This window comes from Agrobacterium vitis, from assembly GCF_013337045.2.
GTDB lineage: Bacteria > Pseudomonadota > Alphaproteobacteria > Rhizobiales > Rhizobiaceae > Allorhizobium > Allorhizobium vitis_B.
This window is the reverse complement of sequence record NZ_CP118259.1, coordinates 368,224-387,476: the sequence shown is the minus strand read 5'-3', so window position 1 is coordinate 387,476 and position 19,253 is coordinate 368,224. Positions and strand designations below refer to the sequence as shown.

Here is a 19,253-nt window from a genome sequence, read left to right as displayed (position 1 = left end):
GAAAGGCCAAGCCATGTCATCTGAAAATTCTCCCGAACATCTTTTGTCGCGCGCCCACCAACTGGTCGATCTGGCCCGCAAGGCCGGAGCCGAGCGGGCTGACGCCGTCGTGGTGCGCTCCCGCGCCCATTCGGTCAGCGTGCGGCTGGGCAAGGTCGAACAGACCGAATCCTCGGAAAGCGACGATTTTTCGCTACGGGTGTTTATCGGTAACCGCGTCGCGTCCGTCTCGGCCAATCCGGGCTTCGACCTGACGGCGCTGGCCGAACGCGCCGTTGCCATGGCGAGGGTTTCGCCGGAAGATCCCTATACCGGCCTTGCCGATGAAGAGGATCTGGCCCGAACCTATCCGGATCTGCAACTTTACGACCCAACCGAAGTGTCGAGCGATGCGCTGCGCGACGCGGCCCTTGCCATGGAAGAGGCGGCTCTTGCCGTCAAAGGCGTCAGCAATTCGCTGGGAGCCAGTGCATCGGCGGGCATGGGCGGATTGGTTCTCGTTACCTCGCACGGTTTTTCCGGCCACTATCAGGCCTCGCGCTTTTCCCGCTCGACCGGGGTGATCGCTGGCGAAGGCACGTCGATGGAGCGCGACCACGATTATGACAGCCGCCTCTATTTCGGCGAGCTGGACAGTCCAGAAGAGATTGGCAGGCGCGCAGGCGAGCGCACGGTGCGCCGGATCAACCCGCGCAAGGCCGACACCGCCAAGAACCTGACAGTCGTGCTCGATCCGCGCGTCGCACGCGGCTTTGTCGGCCATATCGCCGGCGCCATCAATGGCGCTGCGGTGGCCCGCAAGACCTCTTTCCTGCGCGACCGGATGGGCCAGCAGGTTCTGAAATCCGGTCTTGATATCACCGACGATCCGACCCGGGTGCGTGGCTCGTCCTCGCGTCCCTTCGATGGCGAAGGGGTCATGGGCAAGCCCATGACGATGATCGAGGACGGCGTTTTGCGCCATTGGTTCCTGTCGACGTCGGCGGCGCGCGAACTGGGCTTGAAAACCAATGGGCGCGGCGCGCGCGGCGGCACGTCCGTCTCGCCCTCCTCCTCCAATCTGGCGCTGGAGCCGGGCGACATCACGCCGGAGGCGCTGATATCAGGTATTTCCAGTGGATTTTACATTACTGACATGATCGGCCATGGGGTTGACATGATCACCGGCGATTACAGCCGAGGAGCCTCCGGTTTCTGGATCGAGAATGGCGAACTGACCTATCCGGTGTCGGAAGTGACGATTGCTTCCAACCTGAAGCACATGTTCATGGCGATGACGCCAGCCAATGACATCGACCGCAAATTCGGCGTCGCGGCTCCGACCCTTGCCATCGAAGGCCTGACGATTGCAGGGAAATAACCACATCGACAAGGACCGTAAAGGGTGAGCAGCACAAGCCAAATGCCGGATCTTCAAGCCGATCTCGACCTCATTGCCGAGGCAGCTAGACAGGCTGGCGAGGTGGCGCTGACCTATTTCGGGGCCGATCCTGATGTCTGGTGGAAAAACGAGGGCCAATCACCGGTCAGCGCAGCAGACTATGCCGCCAACAGCCTGCTGGAAAAACTCCTGCGCGGCGCACGCCCCTCCTATGGCTGGCTTTCGGAGGAAAATGACGACGATGAAAGCCGCCTGAGCCGCGACAGCGTCTTCGTCATCGACCCGATCGATGGCACACGCGCCTTTCTGGCCAAGGAAAAAACCTGGTGTGTGTCCGTCGCGGTCGTGCATCGTGGCCGACCAGTGGCCGCCGCCTTGGTCGCCCCTGCGCTTGGCGAAACCTTTCTGGCGACCGCCGAGGGCGAGGCAAGTTTGAATGGCAAAGCGATCACGGTCGCTGACCGCCTGCCCCACCAAAGTCTGCGGGTGGCGACGCCTGCCGAATTGCTCAAGGCCTTTCGGGACGGCGTGCGTGAGCGGCTGGAACGGGTCGCCCATATTCCTTCGCTCGCCTATCGGCTGGCGCTGGTGGCGGACGGGCGGATCGATGCGACACTGGTGATGAAAAACTCCCATGACTGGGACCTGGCTGCGGCCGATCTGGTTCTTGAACGGGCCGGCGGGGCGCTGACCGACATCCACGGCAAGCCGCTGCTCTACAACCGGCCGCAGGTGCGCCATGGCCACCTTCTGGCTGGCTCGAACGCCGTCCTGCCGGAACTGCTGGCCGCCTTTTCGGCTGGGCCGGAGACTACACCGGACAAGGGCCGATAAAATGCAGGATGAACAACCCAGTGTCGGCATGGCAGGTCGGGCGGCGGCGGTTGACCTTGCTGTAAAAATCAAGCAGATGACATCTGCGGGACAATGATGATGGAAAAGATGAGATGACCGAGACAAGCGATAAGAAACAGCTTCTACATCTGGTGTTCGGTGGTGAGTTGAGCAATCTGGCCGAGGTTCAATTCCGTAACCTTGAAGAGTTGGACATCGTCGGGATCTTCCCTGATTATGCAACCGCACTTTCCGCATGGAAAAGCAAAGCGCAGCAGACAGTCGACAACGCCCATATGCGGTATTTCATTGTGCATATGCATCGCCTGCTGACCCCTGGCGAACAATGAGATTGAGGCTCGAAGCGTCATCTTCCATGGCGCTTCGGATGAAGCATAGACTTGACTGACATTGGGTGCCGCCTTGAACCATGAGGGTTTGCGGATAAAAACACGCTTGACGACGGATCACGGCCTCGCGGCCATGACCCTCTGGCGTATTTAGGGTTGGAGAAGGATGAGCGCATTGGCACGCATCGCACTGACCGCCTATCGCTGGGCAGGGATCGTCGCCTTTCCGTGTGCAGGCCTTTTCCTGTCCATTCGCGCTGCCAAAGGCAAGGAAGACCGCACCCGGCGGCTGGAACGGGTCGGCTATGCCGCCGCCAACCGGCCTCGCGGTCCACTGGTCTGGGTTCATGCCGCCAGCGTCGGCGAGATGATGGCGGTGACAGCCCTGATGCGGGAGCTGCGTCGCTGCGAGATTAATGTTCTCCTGACCACTGGCACGATCACCTCAGCCCAGATTGCCAGCGACCGTCTTCAGGACGGCGTCATCCACCAATATGTGCCAATCGATGCCCTGCCCGCCGTGCGACGGTTTCTGGATTATTGGCAGCCGGACATGATGATCGGCGTGGAATCGGAGATCTGGCCAACCATGCTTCAAGATCTGCATGACCGGCAGATCCCGCAGATCCTGGTCAATGCCCGAATTTCCGATCGCTCCTTTGCCCGCTGGCAGCGCCATTCCAATGTGGCGTCCTCGCTGTTTTCCAAGCTTGCCATGGTCGTGGCGCAATCGGATGTCGATGCCGAACGGTTCCGCGATCTTGGCGCCTGGCCGGTCAGCGTCTCCGGCAATATCAAAGTGGACACGGACGCCCCAACCTGCGACAGCGGCCTTCTATCAAGCTATGAGCGGCAGATTGGCCATCGCAAGACTTGGGCGGCTATTTCCACTGCCGAGGGCGAGGAAAAGATCGCCGCCATGGTCCACCGCGCCCTGAAAGCCCATATGGGCCAGCTCAGCATCGTTGTTCCGCGCCATCCCGAACGGGCCGATGCCATAGAGGCGATGATGATCGAACAGGGGCTGACGGTTGCCCGCCGCAGCCGCAATGATCCGATCACACCACAGACCGATGTGTTTCTGGGCGATACGATCGGCGAAATGGGCCTTTATCTGCGACTGACGGATATCGCCTTCGTCGGTCGCTCGATGATGAAGGATGGCGGCGGCGGCAACCCGATGGAGCCTGCCGTGCTGGGCTGCGCAGTGCTGAGCGGCCCGCATGTGGAAAATTTCCGCGAAAGCTACCAGCGCCTGGTGCGCCATGGCGCCGCCAGAGTGGTGCGCGACGCCGAAACCCTGGCGAAAGCCGTGCATTTCCTGATGAACAACCACCTGGCACGCCATAAAATGTCGGATTCCGGCATGGAAGCCGTACAGGACATGCGCGGCGCGCTGACGGCGACCATCAAGGCGATGGAACCCTATATCAATCCCTTGACCGTCAAGGCGCGCCTGGAACCGAAAACGGCAGCGGGCGAATGACAGGACGCGGCATTGTGACCGATAATCTTGCCCGATCGGCCGCTGAAATTCGCGGCATCCTGTTCGACAAAGACGGCACCTTGCTGGATTACGACGCCAGCTGGGCGCCGGTGAACCGGCAACTGGCGCTGATGGCCGCCGATGGCGACCAGACGCTGGCCGATCAATTGCTCGGCGCCTGCGGCATGGACCCCGAAAGCGGATATGTGGTTCCCGACAGTCTGTTGGCAGCAGGCAATGCCCGCGAGATCGCCGAGGGCCTGGCCAAGGCGGGCTCCCCCTTCGATGCCGATTATCTCACCGAAGCGCTGGATGCGATTTTCGCCAATGCCGCCGAGCTTTCCGTGCCGGTGACCGATCTCGGCGCGCTGTTTGCTAAGCTGCGACAGCGCGGCCTGAAGATCGGCATCGCTTCCTCTGACAACGAACGCTCGATCCGCGCCATCGTCCAGCGGTTCGGGCTTGAGCCGCATGTGGATTTCATTGCCGGTTACGATAGCGGGTTCGGCTGCAAGCCGGAGCCGGGCATGGTGCATGGCTTTTGCCAGGCAACAGGCCTTGCTCCCGCCCATGTGGCTGTCGTCGGCGACAATAATCACGACCTGTTGATGGGCCGCAATGCCGGAGCCGGGCTTTCCATCGCCGTGCTGACCGGCACCGGATCACGCCTGACGCTGGAAGCCGGCAGCGATTTTTGCCTGAATGACATTACCGAACTTGAACAGGTCCTGGATTGAGGGGCAGCCGATGAAGCTGCATGCACCCTCTTTTTGGTGGAGAAAAACTGGCTTGCCTGCCCTGGCGCTGTGGCCACTGTCTTTCCTCTATGGCCGGATTGCCGCCCGGCGTATGCGCGGGTCGTCAGCCTATGGTCCCGCGGTACCGGTGATCTGTATCGGCAATGTCACGCTTGGCGGCGCTGGCAAGACGCCGACTGCTCTGGCGCTGGCCAAGGCCGCCATTGCCATGGGCCTGAAGCCCGGCTTTCTCAGCCGTGGCTATGGCGGATCGGCCCGCCGCCCGACAGTGGTCGATCCGGGCCACTACACCGCCAATGATGTCGGTGACGAGCCGCTGCTCCTGGCCTCGGTGGCGCCGACAGTGGTGGCATCGCGCCGGCGCGACGGGGCCAGGGAACTGGAACGCCAAGGCATCGACCTGATCATCATGGACGACGGATTTCAAAGCGCGCAGATCCGCATCGATTGTGCCGTGGTGGTGACCGACAGTTACAAAGGCGACGGCAATGGTTTCGTCTTTCCCGCCGGGCCATTGCGGGCGCCGCTGGCAATCCAGTTTCAAAAGCTGGACATGCTGCTGGTCGTCGGCAAGGGTGACGCCGCCATTCCGCTGGTGCGGCGAGCGGCACGGATGGGCAAGCCGGTATTGACCGCGCAGCTTCATCCCCTGCCCGGCCCAAACCTTAGGGGTCAGCGGGTGCTGGCCTATGCTGGCATTGCCGATCCGGAAAAATTCTACCGCACCCTGCGCGAAATGGGTGCAGACATCGTCGTTGCCAGAGGATTTGGCGATCACCAGGCCTTGTCCGCTTCGGTAATTGCCGAGCTGATCGAAGAGGCTGAGGCCAACGCCCTGCTGCTGGTGACGACCGCCAAGGACCAGGCCCGGCTACGGGGTTCAAGTCGGGGTGGCGCAGGAAAAGACCGGGCAGAGGAACTGCTGGCCAAATCCACCGTGATCGAGATCGAGATGATCTTCGATGATCCGGCTGTGCCAGCGCGGATGATCGACCGGGCGCGGGATCGTTTTCAAAAATCTCGGTAGCGCAAGCCGCATTGCCCGCGCACCGGGTCGGGCCGCTTACCGCTTCTGGTTCGGAAGGTTGCCGGCGCGCTTTTCCGCTTCGAGCGAGGCCGCTGCATCAACATAGGCTTCCTGGCGGTCGACGCTCCAGTATTTCAGCTCATCAATGGTGATCGGCCGGCCGGTGATGGCGCAGACCACGTAGGAGCCGGGAAAGGTAATCTGGAAATCCGCATCCAGATATTTCACCGTGGCCTCGCGATTTCCACGGCTTTCGAAGCGATTCATGGAGTGGTCCTAACTCTCGTCTTGTTCTTGTCGTTTTGTACAGCTTGCCGTTGCGTACCAAACCGGCAGTAGCATGCCGTCTATAAATGCACACAAACTGTCTTTGCAATCAACCGTCAACTGCGACCGAACAGCCGCTCGATATCCGACAGTTTCAGTTCGATATAGGTTGGGCGCCCGTGATTGCATTGGCCGGAACCTGGCGTTTCCTCCATTTTTCGAAGCAGCGCATTCATTTCCTCGACCCGCAGCAGCCGACCGGAGCGCACCGATCCGTGGCAGGCCATGGTAGCCGCCACATGTTCCAGCCGGGCAAACAGGCTGCCTGCCGTTTCCCATTCGGCAATCTCATCGGCCAATTGCCGGACAAGTCCCGGCACATCCACTTCACCCAGCATGGCAGGCGTCTCGCGTACCGCAATCGCTCCCGGCCCGAACCGCTCGATTGCAAGGCCCAGCTTGTCGAGGTTCTCGGCGTGATCCATCAGCCGGTCGCAATCTTCTTCCGGCAGGCTGATGATCTCGGGAATGAGCAGGCCCTGGCTGGGCAATCTGCGCCCCGATAGCGCCTTGCGCATATCCTCAAACACCAGCCGCTCGTGGGCGGCATGTTGATCGACGATCACCAGTCCGTCCTGCGTCTGGGCGACGATGTAATTGGCGTGAACCTGCGCCCGCGCCGCGCCGAGGCGAAACGAGCCACTTTCCATCGCCATCGCCACCGGCTCGGAGATCTGTGAGGGCGAAACATGCCCATCCGCCCGGGCCGCTGGCATCGCCAGACCGTCAAACCGGTTCTGACCACCATCGAGCGGCCTATGGGGAGATGTATCGACGCTCCATGCTGAAGGCTGCGCCGGTCGTGCGCCATAGGCGGGCGAATAAGAATTGTTCGCAGCCGCCTGCGCGCCTTCGGCAAAACCACCATTTGCACCAGGGCGAAAGGCCCGCAGCATGGCACCGGCTCCCGCCGTCGATGACCGGTCGCCTTCGCGCGTCAAGGCCTGGCGGATTGCCCCGACGATCAGGCCGCGCACCAGGCCTGGATCGCGAAACCGAACATCCGACTTGGCCGGATGGACATTGACATCGACCAGAGCCGGATCGACCGTCAGCGCCAGCACCGCCACCGGATAGCGGCCATGCGGCACGGTTTCGGCATAGGCGCCGCGAATGGCCGACAGGATCAGCTTATCCTGCACCGGACGGCCATTGACGAAGGCATATTGATGGGCTGAATTGCCACGGTTGAAGGTCGGCACACCGGCAAAGCCGCCCAGATGCACATCCTCGCGCTCGGCATCAAGCGCAATGGCATTATCCCGGAAATCGGGACCGAGAACCTGGGCAATTCGAGCGAGATGATCGTCGCCGGTCGACGGCAGTTCCAGGGTCGAACGGTCGGAGCCGGACAGGACGAAGCGGATCTTCGGAAAGGCGATGGCCATGCGCTTGACCATTTCGGTAATCGCAGCGGCCTCGGCTCTTTCGGTTTTCAGAAATTTCAGCCGGGCCGGCGTGGCGAAAAACAGGTCGCGCACCTCGACCACCGTGCCGGGATTGCCGGGTGCGGGGCGCACCTCTCCAACCTTGCCGCCTTCCACCGCGATCTGGAAAGCACTGGCGCTGTCTGCTCTGCGGCTGGCAATGGTCAGGCGTGCCACCGAGCCGATGGAGGGCAGCGCCTCACCACGAAAGCCGAGGCTCTTGATGTCCATCAACGAATCATTGAGCTTGGAGGTGCAATGACGGCGAACCGCCAGCGCCAGATCCTGCCCATCCATGCCGCACCCATTGTCGGTGATGCGCAGCAGCGCCTTGCCGCCACCCGCGGTGGCAATCTCGATGCGGCTTGCACCGGCATCGATGGCGTTTTCGATCAATTCCTTGGCGGCACTGGCCGGGCGCTCGATCACCTCGCCAGCGGCGATCTGGTTGATCAAGGTTTCCGAAAGCTGTTTGATGCTCATACGCTTATTGTCGCCAATTGTCGGCCAAGAAGAAAGCCCGGCAAGGGCGCAATTCACCGCGATCTTTCCCGACCTCTCGCCCCCGTCATTAAGGGGGCATTAATCGAATACCAATAGGCTTAATTCAACTTTAATCGTTTTTGATCGCGGTCGCCGAAGAAAACCCGCTGCTCCGGTTGGCGTGACCCACTCCTGCACTGTTTGGTATCATCGAGGCACAACAAAAACGCAAAAAAGTTCTATTGGCTGCATGTTTCTACCGGGAGTCGATTCCGATCCGGCTGGCCATGCAGTAAACATGGTTGGTAGGATAATGCGGCCGATGCTTATCTTGAACGAGATGCAACGCCTTGGAGGCGAAGATGCATAAGCAACCGGGCGACAGGCAGGTAACGGACCGGACCTGGGCAAGCGCCCTGGTTCTGGAGCACAGCCTTCTCGATGCCGTCTGCGATGCGCAGGGTAGCGCGCTTCTGGTGGTCGATAGCGATGATATTATCGTCTATGCGAGCCCACACTTGCTGAACTTCTTTGAAATTCCGGAATTCTACCTGCAGGCAGGGACCAGGCTGCGTGACTGCCTGGGCGCGATTTACGATCATTGCATCCGCGCCATACTGGCCCCCACCCCACCGTCAAGAGAAGAGTGGCTGGCCGAGCGGGTTGCCGCCCATTGGCGCGAACGGTTCGAAACACTCGACAGAACCGTGAAGAAGCGCACAGTGCGCCAGCTCAACCGGCGGCTCGCCAATGGCTTTGGCATTTGCGCGATTTCCGATATTACCGAACAGAAAAAGCGCGAAGAACAATGGCGCACCGATCTGGAACGGGTCGAAGTCACAGAAGATATTCTCGACAGCCTGCCGCAACCGGTCGTGGTCTGGGATCATCAGCATATCGTCGTTGGCATGAACAAGGCGTTCGTTGCCATGATGGGGGTAAGTGAAGACGCTATTCTGGGCCGCCCTGCTGCAGATCTGCTTGAAAGCCGCTTCCTCGCCAGCTTGCAGCAGGCTGAGCAGCAGGTCGGTATTCGCGAGCGCTTCATCCGAATTGCCGATCCCGGCTCGTCGCAAGCCTCACCGGCTGCTTATATCAATCGGATCGGCAAAACCGACCGCAGCTTTTGCGTGGTGACCTTTGCAAGCGTCGACGGCGCCGCCCATCTGCTTCGCCCGACGATCCGGGCGGAAAGTAGAAACGCACCAGGCCAGGCGCGCCCCACAGCCCTACCGATATCTTCACCGCAAAAACAGCCGCAACCAGCAACCGAGCCTCCACAAGAAGACAGCCTGCGGCAACGTGTGTTGATTGCCAGCAGCGATCCGATTTTCGTCGCCAATGCCCTTGGCGTACTGCCGCAACAGGCAAGCGATCGCTGCATTGTTCACAGCCTCTATGAATTGCGCGCCGTCATTGAGCTCGCCAGATCGATGACCATGTCCATTGACCTGATCATTACCGACAGAGCCATGTCCGTCAGCCGGGAGCAGCTTGCACTCGATGATACGACGCGAACCCTCGTTGCTGACCGCGACAGCGTCGCCGCGCGCCTCACCCAGCATTTTCAGCCACGGGCAGCGACAGCTGCGCAGACAGGGCCTCATCCGGCAGGCATCGTGCGCGCGCCAAAGAAGACGGTCGACATCCTTGTTGTCGAAGACAATGAAGTCAACCAGATCGTGTTTTCGCAAATCCTCGAAGGACTTGGCCGCAGCTACAAACTGGCGGTTAACGGTGCGGATGCCCTGGCGATCTGGCAGGCCGAACGTCCCCCCATCGTACTCATGGATATTTCGCTCCCGGATATCAATGGCATGGATCTCTGCCGCCTGATGCGGCAAAGGCAACGGCCCGGAGATCCCCGCTCGGCCATTATCGGCGTGCTGGTACCAGCCTTCGACCATGACCGGGGCCGATGCCTGGACGCGGGCATGGATGATGTCATCGTCAAGCCGCTCAGCCCCGACATGATCGAACAACTTCTGGAGCGACATCTGCAAGCCAGCCGTCACGCAACAGCGTGATGGCTTGGTCTGCCGGGTGGTTCCGAACCTGACAGATCGCCTCGCGTAAAAACGAGGTCGCTGGAAAGAAACAGCCAATATCCAGCTTTCGCCCCAGTTTATATCGTGCCGGAAACCATGGACAGCGCCGTGCGTTTTATAAAACGCACTAAGAATCTGTAACGCACTATGCTTTTTGCATAATTCCTGATGTCCCAAGCCGGTTCAAGGCATCATGCAGGTGCGTTTGTCAGCGACAAATGAAATCGGTTTTGCCGAAAAGACAAACGGCATTAAGGACCACACGGTTTTTCTGATGCAATGTGAACCTGACAAGCTCTAGGTGTATGCAGTAAATCACGGGTAAAAATCCATAGTCCCGGCTGGCTAAACGATAGAATTTTATTAATTTTTAATGCGCATGGTAGTCCCGTGAAGTGTGACTTTTTTTGGGATAATGAATGGGTGCGGCCAACACCATAGTGCCAGACATCGATCAGGGAGAGGCCAAGGCTTTTACCGATCCGCTGACGGGGCTTGGCAATCGCCACAGACTGCAGGAGCGAATCCGCGGCCTATCGGCGGAGCGTGCAGCCGATCCCGCACCATTTACGGTGGCTTTGGTCAATCTGGACGGTTTCAAGCCAATCAACGATCTGTTCGGGTCGCTGGCGGGCGATGAGATCCTGTGCCAGGTCGCGCATCGCCTCAAGGCCTGTATTCCCGACGGCGCCATTGTTACCCGTCACGATGGTGACGAATTTGCCGTGGTCCTGCCGCTGATTTTCGAACAGATCAGCGCCGAGCGGATCGGCAATCTGATCAAGGACGTGCTATCAGCACCCTACGACCTCGGCGACCGCAATGTCCGGCTTTCGGCCTCACTGGGCTTTGCAATCTTTCCCTTTGCCGGAGACGATGTCGAGACGCTGATGAAGAGTGCGGAGACGGCTCTTTATCGCTCAAAACGGCGCGGACGCGGCCAGATAACCGTCTATTCGCGAGAAATTGCCCAGGAAATGCGCCGCTCCACCCAATTGGAGCAAGCCCTGCGCAATGCGATCATCAACGATGCCGTCGATACGCATTTCCAGCCAATCGTCTCGCTTGTCGATGGCAAGGTTCTGGGGTTCGAGGCGCTCGCTCGCTGGATTGACCCCGATCTCGGCTTCGTCTCACCAGCGATCTTCGTGCCGCTGGCCGAGGATAGGGGCTTTATCGACACGCTGTCGGAAACCCTGCTGCGCAAGGCTGCGGAAGCGGCGCTGACCTGGCCGCGAGAACTGTTTTTGTCCTTCAACCTTTCCTCGGTGCAATTGACGGATTCCGGCACGGCCTCACGCACGCTGTCGATCGTCAACAGCGTCGGCCTCGACCCGTCGCGGCTGGAACTGGAGATTACCGAGACCGCTGTGATGAGTTCCGCCGACATGGCCGGGCGGATCATTGCCGAACTGCGTGCAGCAGGCGTGCGCATCTCGCTCGACGATTTCGGCACCGGCCAATCCAGCCTTGGCCGCTTGAGGGAATTTACCTTTGACAAGGTCAAAATCGATCGGGCCTTCGTCTCGGCGATCACCACCGACACCACCTCCGAACATATCGTCCGAGCGATCATTACCATGTGTGAAGGCCTGAAGCTGCAAGTGGTGGCCGAAGGCATAGAAACCCTTAGCGAAGCAACCCGGCTCCTGGCCCTCGGCTGCACCATGGGCCAGGGCTATTATTTCGGCAGGCCCGCCGATGCGATGGCGACGCTGCGCTATCTATCGCGCCAATATTCCGACTTTGCCGCTCGCAGGCAGACGGGGCCGTTTTCAGGCTATTGAGTAGCCGCCAATTACTCTGGCCGCTCGCAGACCGCCGATAATTTATTGCCATCGGGATCACGGACATAGCAGGCATAGAAATGCGCATGAAAAGGCCGCAAACCCGGCGCGCCTTCATCTGAACCGCCATTTGCCAATGCTGCCGCATAAAAAGCCTCGACATCCGACCGGCTACCGGCATTGAGCGCCACCATGGAACCATTGCCGAAGCTGGCGGCCCTGCCATCATAAGGGCTGACGAGCCAGAACCGGCATCGCACATCCGATGGCGCGCCATAGCCGATTTCGTCTTTTTCCGTCACCCGGCGGATGAAGCCAAGCGCGCTGAGACAGGCATCGTAAAACCGTCCGGAACGATCCAGGTCGTTGGAGCCAAGCGTGATATAAAGCAGCATTGACTATTCCCGCTCAATCCTGATCCTCGTCAGCCGTTGCATCCTCACGCGGATCATGCGGCATAGGACCATCGTCTTCCACCTCATGACCAAGCGCATTGCCGGACCGCCTGCCCTTGAAGCCCTTGGCGAGCAGGAACATTTCCACCGATTCCTGACGTGATGACGCTGGCTTTATATGAATGACCTGCTTGAAATTCTGCTTGAGCATATTGAGCAGGTCTTTTTCCGTGCCGCCCTGGAAGGTTTTCGCCAGAAAATGTCCGCCCTCGGCCAGCACTTCCACAGCGAAATAGGCGGCCACTTCGCAGAGATGCATGGTGCGAATATGATCGGTCTTCTGGTGGCCGGTGGTGGGTGCCGCCATGTCGGAAATCACCACATCCGGCACACCGCCGACCGCTTCCATCAACAGGGCGGGCGCCTGGGGGTCGAGAAAGTCGAGTTGCAGGATCTTCACGCCCGGCAATTGGGTCATTTCCAGAAAGTCGATGGCCGCAACCCGGATGTCACTATCGGTGGACCCGGTAACATTGGCGGCAATCTGCGACCAACTGCCCGGTGCAGCACCCAGATCGATAATGCGTCGGGCGCCTTTGAGAATATTGTGCTTCTCATCGATTTCCAGCAGCTTGAAAGCCGCGCGCGCGCGGTAGCCCTCCAGCTTGGCCCGCTGCACATAGGGATCGTTGATATGCCGCTCCAGCCAGCGCCGCGAAGACGCCTTCAGCTTGCCCTTCTTGACCTTCTGGCCCAGTTTTCGTCCGGTGCGGTTACCGCCAATAGGTGGTTTGGTCATGCTTGCTGCTCAACTCCTGACAGCGCCCTGTGCAAATCCGCACTTCGATCCGCTGTAACACTTTTATGTCTCAATATGACTTCCGGTCACAAATGCGGGACACGATCCCGGCTGCCCGGCGGACGTCGCGTGCGATTGCGTCGCCAGACACCGTCATCAGCCATCATGTCGGTCAACAGCCCTTCTCTCAAGCCCCGGTCCGCCACCCGCATACGGCTGGAGGGCCAACGCCTGCGGATCGCTTCCAAAATGGCGCAGCCAGCCAGCACCAGATCCGCCCGGTCCGGGCCGATACAGGGATTGGCGGCGCGGCTCTGGTAATCCCAGGACAGCAGCTTGGCCTGCATGGCCGAGACCTCGTCATCGCTCAACCATAGCCCATCCACCCGACGGCGATCATAGCGCGGCAGATCGAGATGTACGCCAGCAAGTGTCGTCACCGTGCCGGACGTACCGATCAGGTGGAAATCGACATCGGCAGCAGAATGACCAAGCGCCTCGACCGAGGGGCAATCGAACTGATCGAGCATGCCCGCCACTTCGGTAATCATCGCTTCGAACACCGTGGGCGAAACATCGCGCCCGCCATGGCGCTCCGACAGCGTGACCACGCCGACCGGCAGCGAGGTCCAGTGGGTGATGTGATTGGCGAGACGACTGGAGCGATTGTCGCCAATGCGGATCACCGCGATTTCCGAGGAACCGCCGCCGATATCAAACAGCACGACCGAACGGGTTTCGCGTCCAACCAGCGAGGAACAACCGGACACCGCCAGCCGCGCTTCCGTCTCGCGATTGATGATTTCCAGCTCAAGCCCGGTCTCCGCCCGCACCCGCTCCAGAAATGCCTCGCCATTCTCCGCGGCCCGGCAGGCCTCCGTGGCGATCAGCCGCTTGCCGCGCAGGTCAACCCCATGCAGTTTGGAGGCGCAGACCTTCAGGGCCTCAATGGCCCGGTCCATGGCGTCCTGCGACAGGCGACCGGTCGCAGCCAGCCCCTCCCCCAGACGCACGATGCGCGAAAAGGCATCCACCACCCGAAATTGGCCGGGCCGGGTCGGCTGGGCAATCAACAACCGGCAATTATTGGTGCCGAGATCAAGCGCCGCATAGAAATCGGCAGGATGGTCGTCAGAAGGACCGTGACCGGAGTGATGGCCCTGGTGCTTTCCATGATGCGGATGATGTCCCTGTCCACCATGAGCATGTCCATGTCCGCCATGTCGGCTGCGGCCATGTGGTGCCTCACCAGAGCCGGCAGCCGACTTCTGGCCCTCCACGGCAGGCGGGCAATAGCTGGCAGAGGCGGGCTTGGCGTCCACGCTGCGGCCAGGCTGCAAGGGACGAACCTGGGCGTTCTGCCGGCCCCGGTTCTTCCGCCGCTTCCTGGTCGGTTTCCTGGCAGCACCGCCGGTTTCGCCAGCAAGGGCATGTCCCTGGATAGGGGATTCTTTGGTGTGAGGCCCCTGAGGAGTAGACCGTTGAGGATTAGGCCCTTGAGTATTGGATAAACCTGCATCGCGAGGCGCATGCCCGGCAGAGCCCTGATCGCGATGATGGTGCTCTGCCTGCCGTTCAGCCTGGGCCACTGTCCCTTGCGTTTCCACGCCCTGATGCGGCACCGCCTGACCCTGTCCCGGCAATGTGTTGCCACGGCCTTTCCTGCGACGCTTACGCTTTCGGCCCGGCGCCTGCTGGGCCGCCTGCTGATCTTGTTGTATGGGACGTCGATCCGGCTCGGCCAAAGCCGTCCGGTCTTGCGTCACGGGGTTAGCTGGCGGCCCGGATTTCCGGCCTTTCCGCTTGCCCCGACCGCGCCTCGAGGGCTTGCCCTCGGTACGGTTTGACGTTGACGCCCCGTTTTCTGGCGGAAATCCGCCATTGCCAGGGTCTACCACTGATGTCTTCCATAGCGCCGCGCAAAGTCTGATCAGGAAAATCCAAGAGGAAAGTCCGTTTCAAATATGCCGCTGGCGATCCTTAGATTTTCGTTGGTAAAATTGTAGCAGGCCCGGCAAGCTTCTCCAAACGCTTTTTAAGCCCCTCCCTCTCCGGTCAAGGAAGGCCGAAACCAATGCCACTCAAGGCGCGGAACTGCGACAAAACCGATTTGTTTGAACAGGTTCACTTTTTTGCAAAAAGACAGTTGCAATCAACCAGCTTTTGTTTATAAGCCGCATCCATCAGACGGCAACGCCGCCCCTGCTGGGGAATAGTTCAACGGTAGAACGACGGACTCTGACTCCGTTAATCTTGGTTCGAATCCAGGTTCCCCAGCCAATTCTCCCTAAAAGCCCTTTAATTTCTTGATTTTCCAGTCGTGCCGGATACCGTTTTGGCATCATTGGCGACCTGATGCCCAGAACTGATGCCCAAAGGTGATGCCCACGACGCTTGAGCGCGGTGGACAAGCCCTAGGCTGTTGATTTCCACTGAGAACTGACCCGTTATTTCCACCGAGATTTGACCCTCCTTTTAGATATGTTTCGGGTCTGGTGTAGTGGTCAAGCTCCTGTTTTTCTCCTTCGTGTTTTTCGGTTCATGAGCTGAGCTATTCTTGAAGCGGAAGCTGTCGTTTCCGGTTTCGAGGATGTGGCAGTGGTGGGTCAGGCGGTCGAGCAGCGCCGTGGTCATCTTGGCATCGCCAAAGACACAGGCCCATTCGCTGAAGCTCAGGTTGGTGGTGATGACGACACTGGTACGTTCGTAGAGCCTGCTCAGGAGATGGAATAGCAACGCGCCACCTGACGCACTGAACGGCAGGTAGCCCAGCTCGTCGAGGATGACGAGATCGGAATGGACAAGCCGATTGGCGATCTGCCCTGAGCGACCTTGCGTCTTCTCCTGTTCAAGCGCGTTGACCAATTCGACTGTCGAGAAGAACCGGACGCGCTTATGATGATGCTCGATCGCCTGGATACCCAAGGCGGTCGCAATGTGGGTTTTGCCTGTGCCAGGGCCGCCGACCAGGACAATGTTATTGGCATCATCGAGGAAGTCGCAGCGATGGAGCTGGCGCACGAGCGCCTCGTTGATCTCGCTGCTCGAGAAGTCGAAGCCGTTGAGATCGCGATAGGCCGGGAAGCGGGCAATCTTGAGCTGATAGGCGGTTGATCTGACCTCCCGCTCTGCCGTTTCCGCTTTGAGCAGTTGCGACAGAATAGGAATGGTAGCCTCAAAAGCTGGTGATCCCTGTTCGGTGAGCTCACCGATTGCCTGAGCCATGCCGTGCATCTTGAGTTGGCGCAGCATGATAACGATCGCGCCGCTGGCTGGGTTATGACGCATGGCGGACCTCCGCAGTCTTCCTCAGGGTATCGTAGCGTTCGACATTGGCCTTGGGCTCGTTGGCAAGTGTAAGAGCTTGCGGCGCGTCGATCGTCGGTGGTGTCGAGGATTTGCCATCGACGAGGCGATGCAACAGGTTCAGCACATGGGTTTTGGTCGGAACACCGGACGTCAAAGCCATATCGACTGCCGATAGCACTGCCTGTTCGTCGTGCTGAAGAACGAGCGCCAGGATATCGACCATCTCTCGATCGCCGCCCGGCTTTTTGAGCAGGTGCTGCTGCAGCGTTCTGAAGGCTTCGGGAAGATCGACGAACGGCGCACCATTGCGAAGAGCGCCGGGTTTGCGCTGCACGACCGAAAGATAGTGCCGCCAATCGTAAACCGTCTGCCCAGGCCCGTCATACGAACGGCTGATGATGCGAGGGTGCTCGCATATGATCAGACCCTCCGCTGCAACAACGATACGGTCTGGATAAACTCGAATGCTGACGGGTCGATTGGCGAAGGATGCCGGAACGCTGTAGCGATTGCGATCGAAGTGAACCAGGCAAGTCGGGGACACCCGTTTGGTATGCTCGACAAAACCATCGAAGACACGCGTCGTTGGCATCAGAGCTTTTGTTTCCTCGGCCAGGAGGTCAGCGATCGTGCCACGCATCTTTCCGTGCGGGGTCTGCTGCCAAACCTCCTTGCATCGAAGCTCCAGCCAGTCGTTCAGGGCTTCCAACGATGGAAAGCGTGGTGTCGGTTGAAAGAACCGATGGCGCGAATCCTGAACATTCTTCTCGACCTGGCCACCCGGCCCTGCGCTTGGGCTCCGGGCGTTCGTCGGGAAAACAGTTCACTGGACTGTTTTCTTTTCCTCCTCACCCCAACCAGACGCCGGATTGCAGAACTCCGGCTCATAGAGGTAGTGGCTGGCCATTGCCATGAAGCGGATGTTGACGTCGCGCTCCTTGCCGCGTCCAATCTTATCGATTGCCGTGCGCATGTTGTCGTAGATGCCGCGCCGTGGCACCCCGCCGAAGACACGGAACGCGTGGTTATGGGCATCGAACAGCATCTCGTGCGTCTGCAAAAGATACGCCCGGACGATGAACGCCCTGGAATAGCTAAGCTTTGTATGGGCCACCTGCAGTTTGGTGCGCTCATTGCCGATGATTGCCCAGTCTTCCGACCAGTCGAACTGGAAGGCCTCACCCGGATCAAAGGCCAGCGGAACGAACGTCCCACGCCCCGTGGTCTGCAGCTCTCTTTGCAGATCAGCTTTCCATTCCCGAGCAAAAGCAGCAACCCGACCATACGATCCATCGTAGCCAAGGCTCATCAGATCGGCATGTAATTGCTTCAGGTTGCGCCGCTGCTTCCGGTTCTTCTTGGCTTCCGTCCGCAGCCACGCTGACAGCCGGTCGGCAAAAGGATCAAGCTTGCTCGGCCGCTCCGGCACCTTGAACACTGGTTCCACGCCATCAAGACGGAGATACTTGCGGATGGTGTTCCGGGATAGGCCGGTCCGGCGGCAAATCTCCCGGATCGATATGTGGTCTCGAAAATGCCAGCGTCGGATCACGCTCAGTAACGCCATGTCGATCACTCCGTAGCCCCCGCTGAAAACACGCAGGGCAAGGTTCAAACATGGGTCAATTCTCGATGGAAATATCCTGTGCTACCGGGTCAGTTCTCACTGGAAATCAACAGGCTTCCGCGTCATCGCCCATGACCGCCGCGGCCACGGCCGCTCTGCCCAGGTGTCTGACGGCCACGATATGGACCACTACGCCTCCGACGCCTTCGCCGTGGTCGAGGCACTCGACCTCAGGAATGTCGTGCACATCGGCCACTCCACCGGTGGTGGCGAGGTGGCCCGCTACGTGGCAAACCATGGTCAACCGTCTGGTCGCACCGCGAAAGCCGTTCTGGTTTCCGCTGTTCCGCCGATCATGGTAAAGACAGTATCCAATCTGGAAGGTCTGCCGATTGAAGTGTTCGACGGCTTCCGCTCCGCCCTCGCCGCGAGCCGCGCCCAATTCTTCCGTGACGTTCCGGCAGGCCCCTTCTACGGCTTCAACCGTGATGGCGCGAATGTGCCGGAAGGCGTGATCCAGAATTGGTGGCGTCAGGGCATGATGGGCAGCGCCAAGGCCCACTATGATGGCATCAAGGCTTTTTCTGAGACCGATCAGACCGAAGACCTGAAGACCATCACGCTGCCGACGCTGATCCTGCATGGCGAAGACGATCAGATCGTTCCGATTGCCGACTCTGCCCACAAGGCTGTCAAGCTTCTGAAGAACGGGACGCTCAAGACTTATCCCGGCTTCTCGCATGGCATGTTGACCGTCAATGCCGATGTGCTGAACGCCGATCTCCTGGCCTTCATTCAGTCGTGACAGTCTGAATATTCGCCAATTGAGGCCGCAGCATCATCGTGCTGCGGCCTCACGCACGCGGCTCACCCAGAAGGGCGAGCCTTGAGCTACTGCCAGGGCGCGAGCAATGAATGCCCTGTATTTGCTTCCCATTCATTTATCAGCCAGTCTTCCATCCAGTCGCCACGGATCGTCCTGCTATTCGTCAAGCACACGTCGATCTTAATCGCCGCTACATCCGCTGAGCGTGGATGCGTCAAGCGCGATATGGAAGCTGTCCGCTTAGATTCCCCTTGTCGCATGCCATTTCTTTCCGGGGTTTGTGCCAGCCTGAGGTTCCATTTTACGACCAGCTCCTCCCTCCTCACCGGGGGATGTTAAGCGAAAAGCGGGCGGACAGGCGCCGTGAAGCCCGCCGCCGGGGCCTATGTCCGCTTCCAGGCAAGCGCGATGACGCGCCTCTATGACCGACATGAAGGCACAATGCTGCC

General features: G+C 59.7%; 15 protein-coding genes, 1 tRNA gene and 2 pseudogenes. 11 read left to right on the top strand and 7 right to left on the bottom strand.

Going from position 1 to position 19,253, the window contains the following annotated elements; genetic code table 11:
- Positions 1-13 precede the first annotated feature (13 nt).
- From G6L01_RS01770 to lpxK, 6 genes are all read left to right on the top strand, one after another.
- On the top strand, positions 14-1,360 hold the full coding sequence (locus tag G6L01_RS01770; RefSeq protein ID WP_070167568.1) for a TldD/PmbA family protein: 1,347 nt from the start codon (positions 14-16) through the stop codon (positions 1,358-1,360).
- Positions 1,361-1,402: 42 nt separating this feature from the next.
- Entirely contained in the window at positions 1,403-2,215 is an 813-nt protein-coding gene (locus tag G6L01_RS01765) for a 3'(2'),5'-bisphosphate nucleotidase CysQ (RefSeq protein ID WP_070167567.1), read from the top strand.
- A 113-nt stretch (positions 2,216-2,328) separates the two neighbouring features.
- Positions 2,329-2,565 carry a DUF4170 domain-containing protein gene (locus G6L01_RS01760; protein ID WP_070167566.1) on the top strand — a complete coding sequence of 79 codons (237 nt, stop codon included), beginning with the start codon at positions 2,329-2,331 and terminating at the stop codon, positions 2,563-2,565.
- A 166-nt stretch (positions 2,566-2,731) separates the two neighbouring features.
- The gene (gene waaA, locus G6L01_RS01755; RefSeq protein WP_070167565.1) at positions 2,732-4,051 is read left to right on the top strand and encodes a lipid IV(A) 3-deoxy-D-manno-octulosonic acid transferase; all 1,320 of its coding nucleotides are present in this window, start codon (positions 2,732-2,734) and stop codon (positions 4,049-4,051) included.
- Positions 4,048-4,788, top strand: coding sequence for an HAD family hydrolase (locus tag G6L01_RS01750; protein ID WP_070167564.1), 741 nt, complete (start codon positions 4,048-4,050; stop codon positions 4,786-4,788). Before waaA ends, G6L01_RS01750 begins: the two co-directional genes overlap by 4 nt.
- Before the next feature lie 10 nt (positions 4,789-4,798).
- Positions 4,799-5,836 (top strand): tetraacyldisaccharide 4'-kinase, encoded by a 1,038-nt coding sequence (gene lpxK, locus G6L01_RS01745; RefSeq protein ID WP_070167563.1) that lies wholly within the window; start codon positions 4,799-4,801, stop codon positions 5,834-5,836.
- Positions 5,837-5,872: 36 nt separating this feature from the next.
- Here lpxK and G6L01_RS01740 read toward each other — a convergent pair whose 3' ends face one another.
- Both G6L01_RS01740 and mutL read right to left on the bottom strand, forming a co-directional pair.
- Positions 5,873-6,103 (bottom strand): DUF2093 domain-containing protein, encoded by a 231-nt coding sequence (locus G6L01_RS01740; protein ID WP_015915055.1) that lies wholly within the window; start codon positions 6,101-6,103, stop codon positions 5,873-5,875.
- 116 nt (positions 6,104-6,219) lie between these two features.
- Positions 6,220-8,073: a DNA mismatch repair endonuclease MutL gene (mutL, locus tag G6L01_RS01735; RefSeq protein ID WP_070167862.1), complete on the bottom strand. Its 1,854-nt coding sequence runs from the start codon at positions 8,071-8,073 to the stop codon at positions 6,220-6,222.
- A gap of 362 nt (positions 8,074-8,435) precedes the next feature.
- On the opposite strand from mutL, the gene G6L01_RS01730 reads away from it, so the two are divergent.
- Both G6L01_RS01730 and G6L01_RS01725 read left to right on the top strand, forming a co-directional pair.
- Entirely contained in the window at positions 8,436-10,100 is a 1,665-nt protein-coding gene (locus tag G6L01_RS01730) for a response regulator (RefSeq protein WP_070167562.1), read from the top strand.
- Between the two features lie 440 nt (positions 10,101-10,540).
- Positions 10,541-11,908 carry a putative bifunctional diguanylate cyclase/phosphodiesterase gene (locus G6L01_RS01725; RefSeq protein WP_070167561.1) on the top strand — a complete coding sequence of 456 codons (1,368 nt, stop codon included), beginning with the start codon at positions 10,541-10,543 and terminating at the stop codon, positions 11,906-11,908.
- Between the two features lie 11 nt (positions 11,909-11,919).
- On the opposite strand, the gene G6L01_RS01720 is transcribed toward G6L01_RS01725, so the two are convergent.
- The 3 genes from G6L01_RS01720 to G6L01_RS01710 all read right to left on the bottom strand — a co-directional run bounded on the left by G6L01_RS01720 (position 11,920) and on the right by G6L01_RS01710 (position 14,724).
- A complete protein-coding gene (locus tag G6L01_RS01720) occupies positions 11,920-12,303 on the bottom strand; it encodes a VOC family protein (RefSeq protein WP_070167560.1) in 384 nt (127 codons plus the stop codon).
- A 13-nt stretch (positions 12,304-12,316) separates the two neighbouring features.
- The gene (locus tag G6L01_RS01715; RefSeq protein WP_015915050.1) at positions 12,317-13,102 is read right to left on the bottom strand and encodes an RlmE family RNA methyltransferase; all 786 of its coding nucleotides are present in this window, start codon (positions 13,100-13,102) and stop codon (positions 12,317-12,319) included.
- Between the two features lie 86 nt (positions 13,103-13,188).
- Positions 13,189-14,724, bottom strand: a complete 1,536-nt coding sequence (locus tag G6L01_RS01710) for a Ppx/GppA phosphatase family protein (RefSeq protein WP_420359856.1) — start codon at positions 14,722-14,724, stop codon at positions 13,189-13,191.
- On the opposite strand from G6L01_RS01710, the gene G6L01_RS28090 reads away from it, so the two are divergent.
- Positions 14,632-14,949 carry a hypothetical protein gene (locus G6L01_RS28090; protein WP_420359857.1) on the top strand — a complete coding sequence of 106 codons (318 nt, stop codon included), beginning with the start codon at positions 14,632-14,634 and terminating at the stop codon, positions 14,947-14,949. The two genes, G6L01_RS01710 and G6L01_RS28090, sit on opposite strands and share 93 nt — an antisense overlap.
- A 359-nt stretch (positions 14,950-15,308) precedes the next feature.
- Positions 15,309-15,382, top strand: a tRNA-Gln gene (locus G6L01_RS01705).
- A gap of 195 nt (positions 15,383-15,577) precedes the next feature.
- On the opposite strand, the gene istB is transcribed toward G6L01_RS01705, so the two are convergent.
- Together istB and istA are read right to left on the bottom strand one after the other, a co-directional pair.
- Positions 15,578-16,390: an IS21-like element helper ATPase IstB gene (gene istB / locus G6L01_RS01700; protein ID WP_070167559.1), complete on the bottom strand. Its 813-nt coding sequence runs from the start codon at positions 16,388-16,390 to the stop codon at positions 15,578-15,580.
- Positions 16,380-17,978: pseudogene (gene istA / locus G6L01_RS01695) on the bottom strand (IS21 family transposase). Before istA ends, istB begins: the two are co-directional and overlap by 11 nt.
- Positions 17,979-18,084: 106 nt before the next feature.
- On the opposite strand from istA, the pseudogene G6L01_RS01690 reads away from it, so the two are divergent.
- Positions 18,085-18,783: pseudogene (locus G6L01_RS01690) on the top strand (alpha/beta fold hydrolase); the annotation flags it as partial.
- Between the last annotated feature and the right edge of the window lie 470 nt (positions 18,784-19,253).

What these genes read in the sequence shown, in the direction of transcription:
- G6L01_RS01770 (WP_070167568.1), top strand. Translation starts at nt 14, where the DNA reads ATGTCATCTGAAAATTCTCCCGAACATCTTTTGTCGCGCGCCCACCAA.
- G6L01_RS01765 (WP_070167567.1), top strand. Translation starts at nt 1,403, where the DNA reads ATGCCGGATCTTCAAGCCGATCTCGACCTCATTGCCGAGGCAGCTAGA.
- G6L01_RS01760 (WP_070167566.1), top strand. Translation starts at nt 2,329, where the DNA reads ATGACCGAGACAAGCGATAAGAAACAGCTTCTACATCTGGTGTTCGGT.
- waaA (WP_070167565.1), top strand. Translation starts at nt 2,732, where the DNA reads ATGAGCGCATTGGCACGCATCGCACTGACCGCCTATCGCTGGGCAGGG.
- G6L01_RS01750 (WP_070167564.1), top strand. Translation starts at nt 4,048, where the DNA reads ATGACAGGACGCGGCATTGTGACCGATAATCTTGCCCGATCGGCCGCT.
- lpxK (WP_070167563.1), top strand. Translation starts at nt 4,799, where the DNA reads ATGAAGCTGCATGCACCCTCTTTTTGGTGGAGAAAAACTGGCTTGCCT.
- G6L01_RS01740 (WP_015915055.1), bottom strand. Translation starts at nt 6,103, where the DNA reads ATGAATCGCTTCGAAAGCCGTGGAAATCGCGAGGCCACGGTGAAATAT.
- mutL (WP_070167862.1), bottom strand. Translation starts at nt 8,073, where the DNA reads ATGAGCATCAAACAGCTTTCGGAAACCTTGATCAACCAGATCGCCGCT.
- G6L01_RS01730 (WP_070167562.1), top strand. Translation starts at nt 8,436, where the DNA reads ATGCATAAGCAACCGGGCGACAGGCAGGTAACGGACCGGACCTGGGCA.
- G6L01_RS01725 (WP_070167561.1), top strand. Translation starts at nt 10,541, where the DNA reads ATGGGTGCGGCCAACACCATAGTGCCAGACATCGATCAGGGAGAGGCC.
- G6L01_RS01720 (WP_070167560.1), bottom strand. Translation starts at nt 12,303, where the DNA reads ATGCTGCTTTATATCACGCTTGGCTCCAACGACCTGGATCGTTCCGGA.
- G6L01_RS01715 (WP_015915050.1), bottom strand. Translation starts at nt 13,102, where the DNA reads ATGACCAAACCACCTATTGGCGGTAACCGCACCGGACGAAAACTGGGC.
- G6L01_RS28090 (WP_420359857.1), top strand. Translation starts at nt 14,632, where the DNA reads ATGCCCGGCAGAGCCCTGATCGCGATGATGGTGCTCTGCCTGCCGTTC.
- istB (WP_070167559.1), bottom strand. Translation starts at nt 16,390, where the DNA reads ATGCGTCATAACCCAGCCAGCGGCGCGATCGTTATCATGCTGCGCCAA.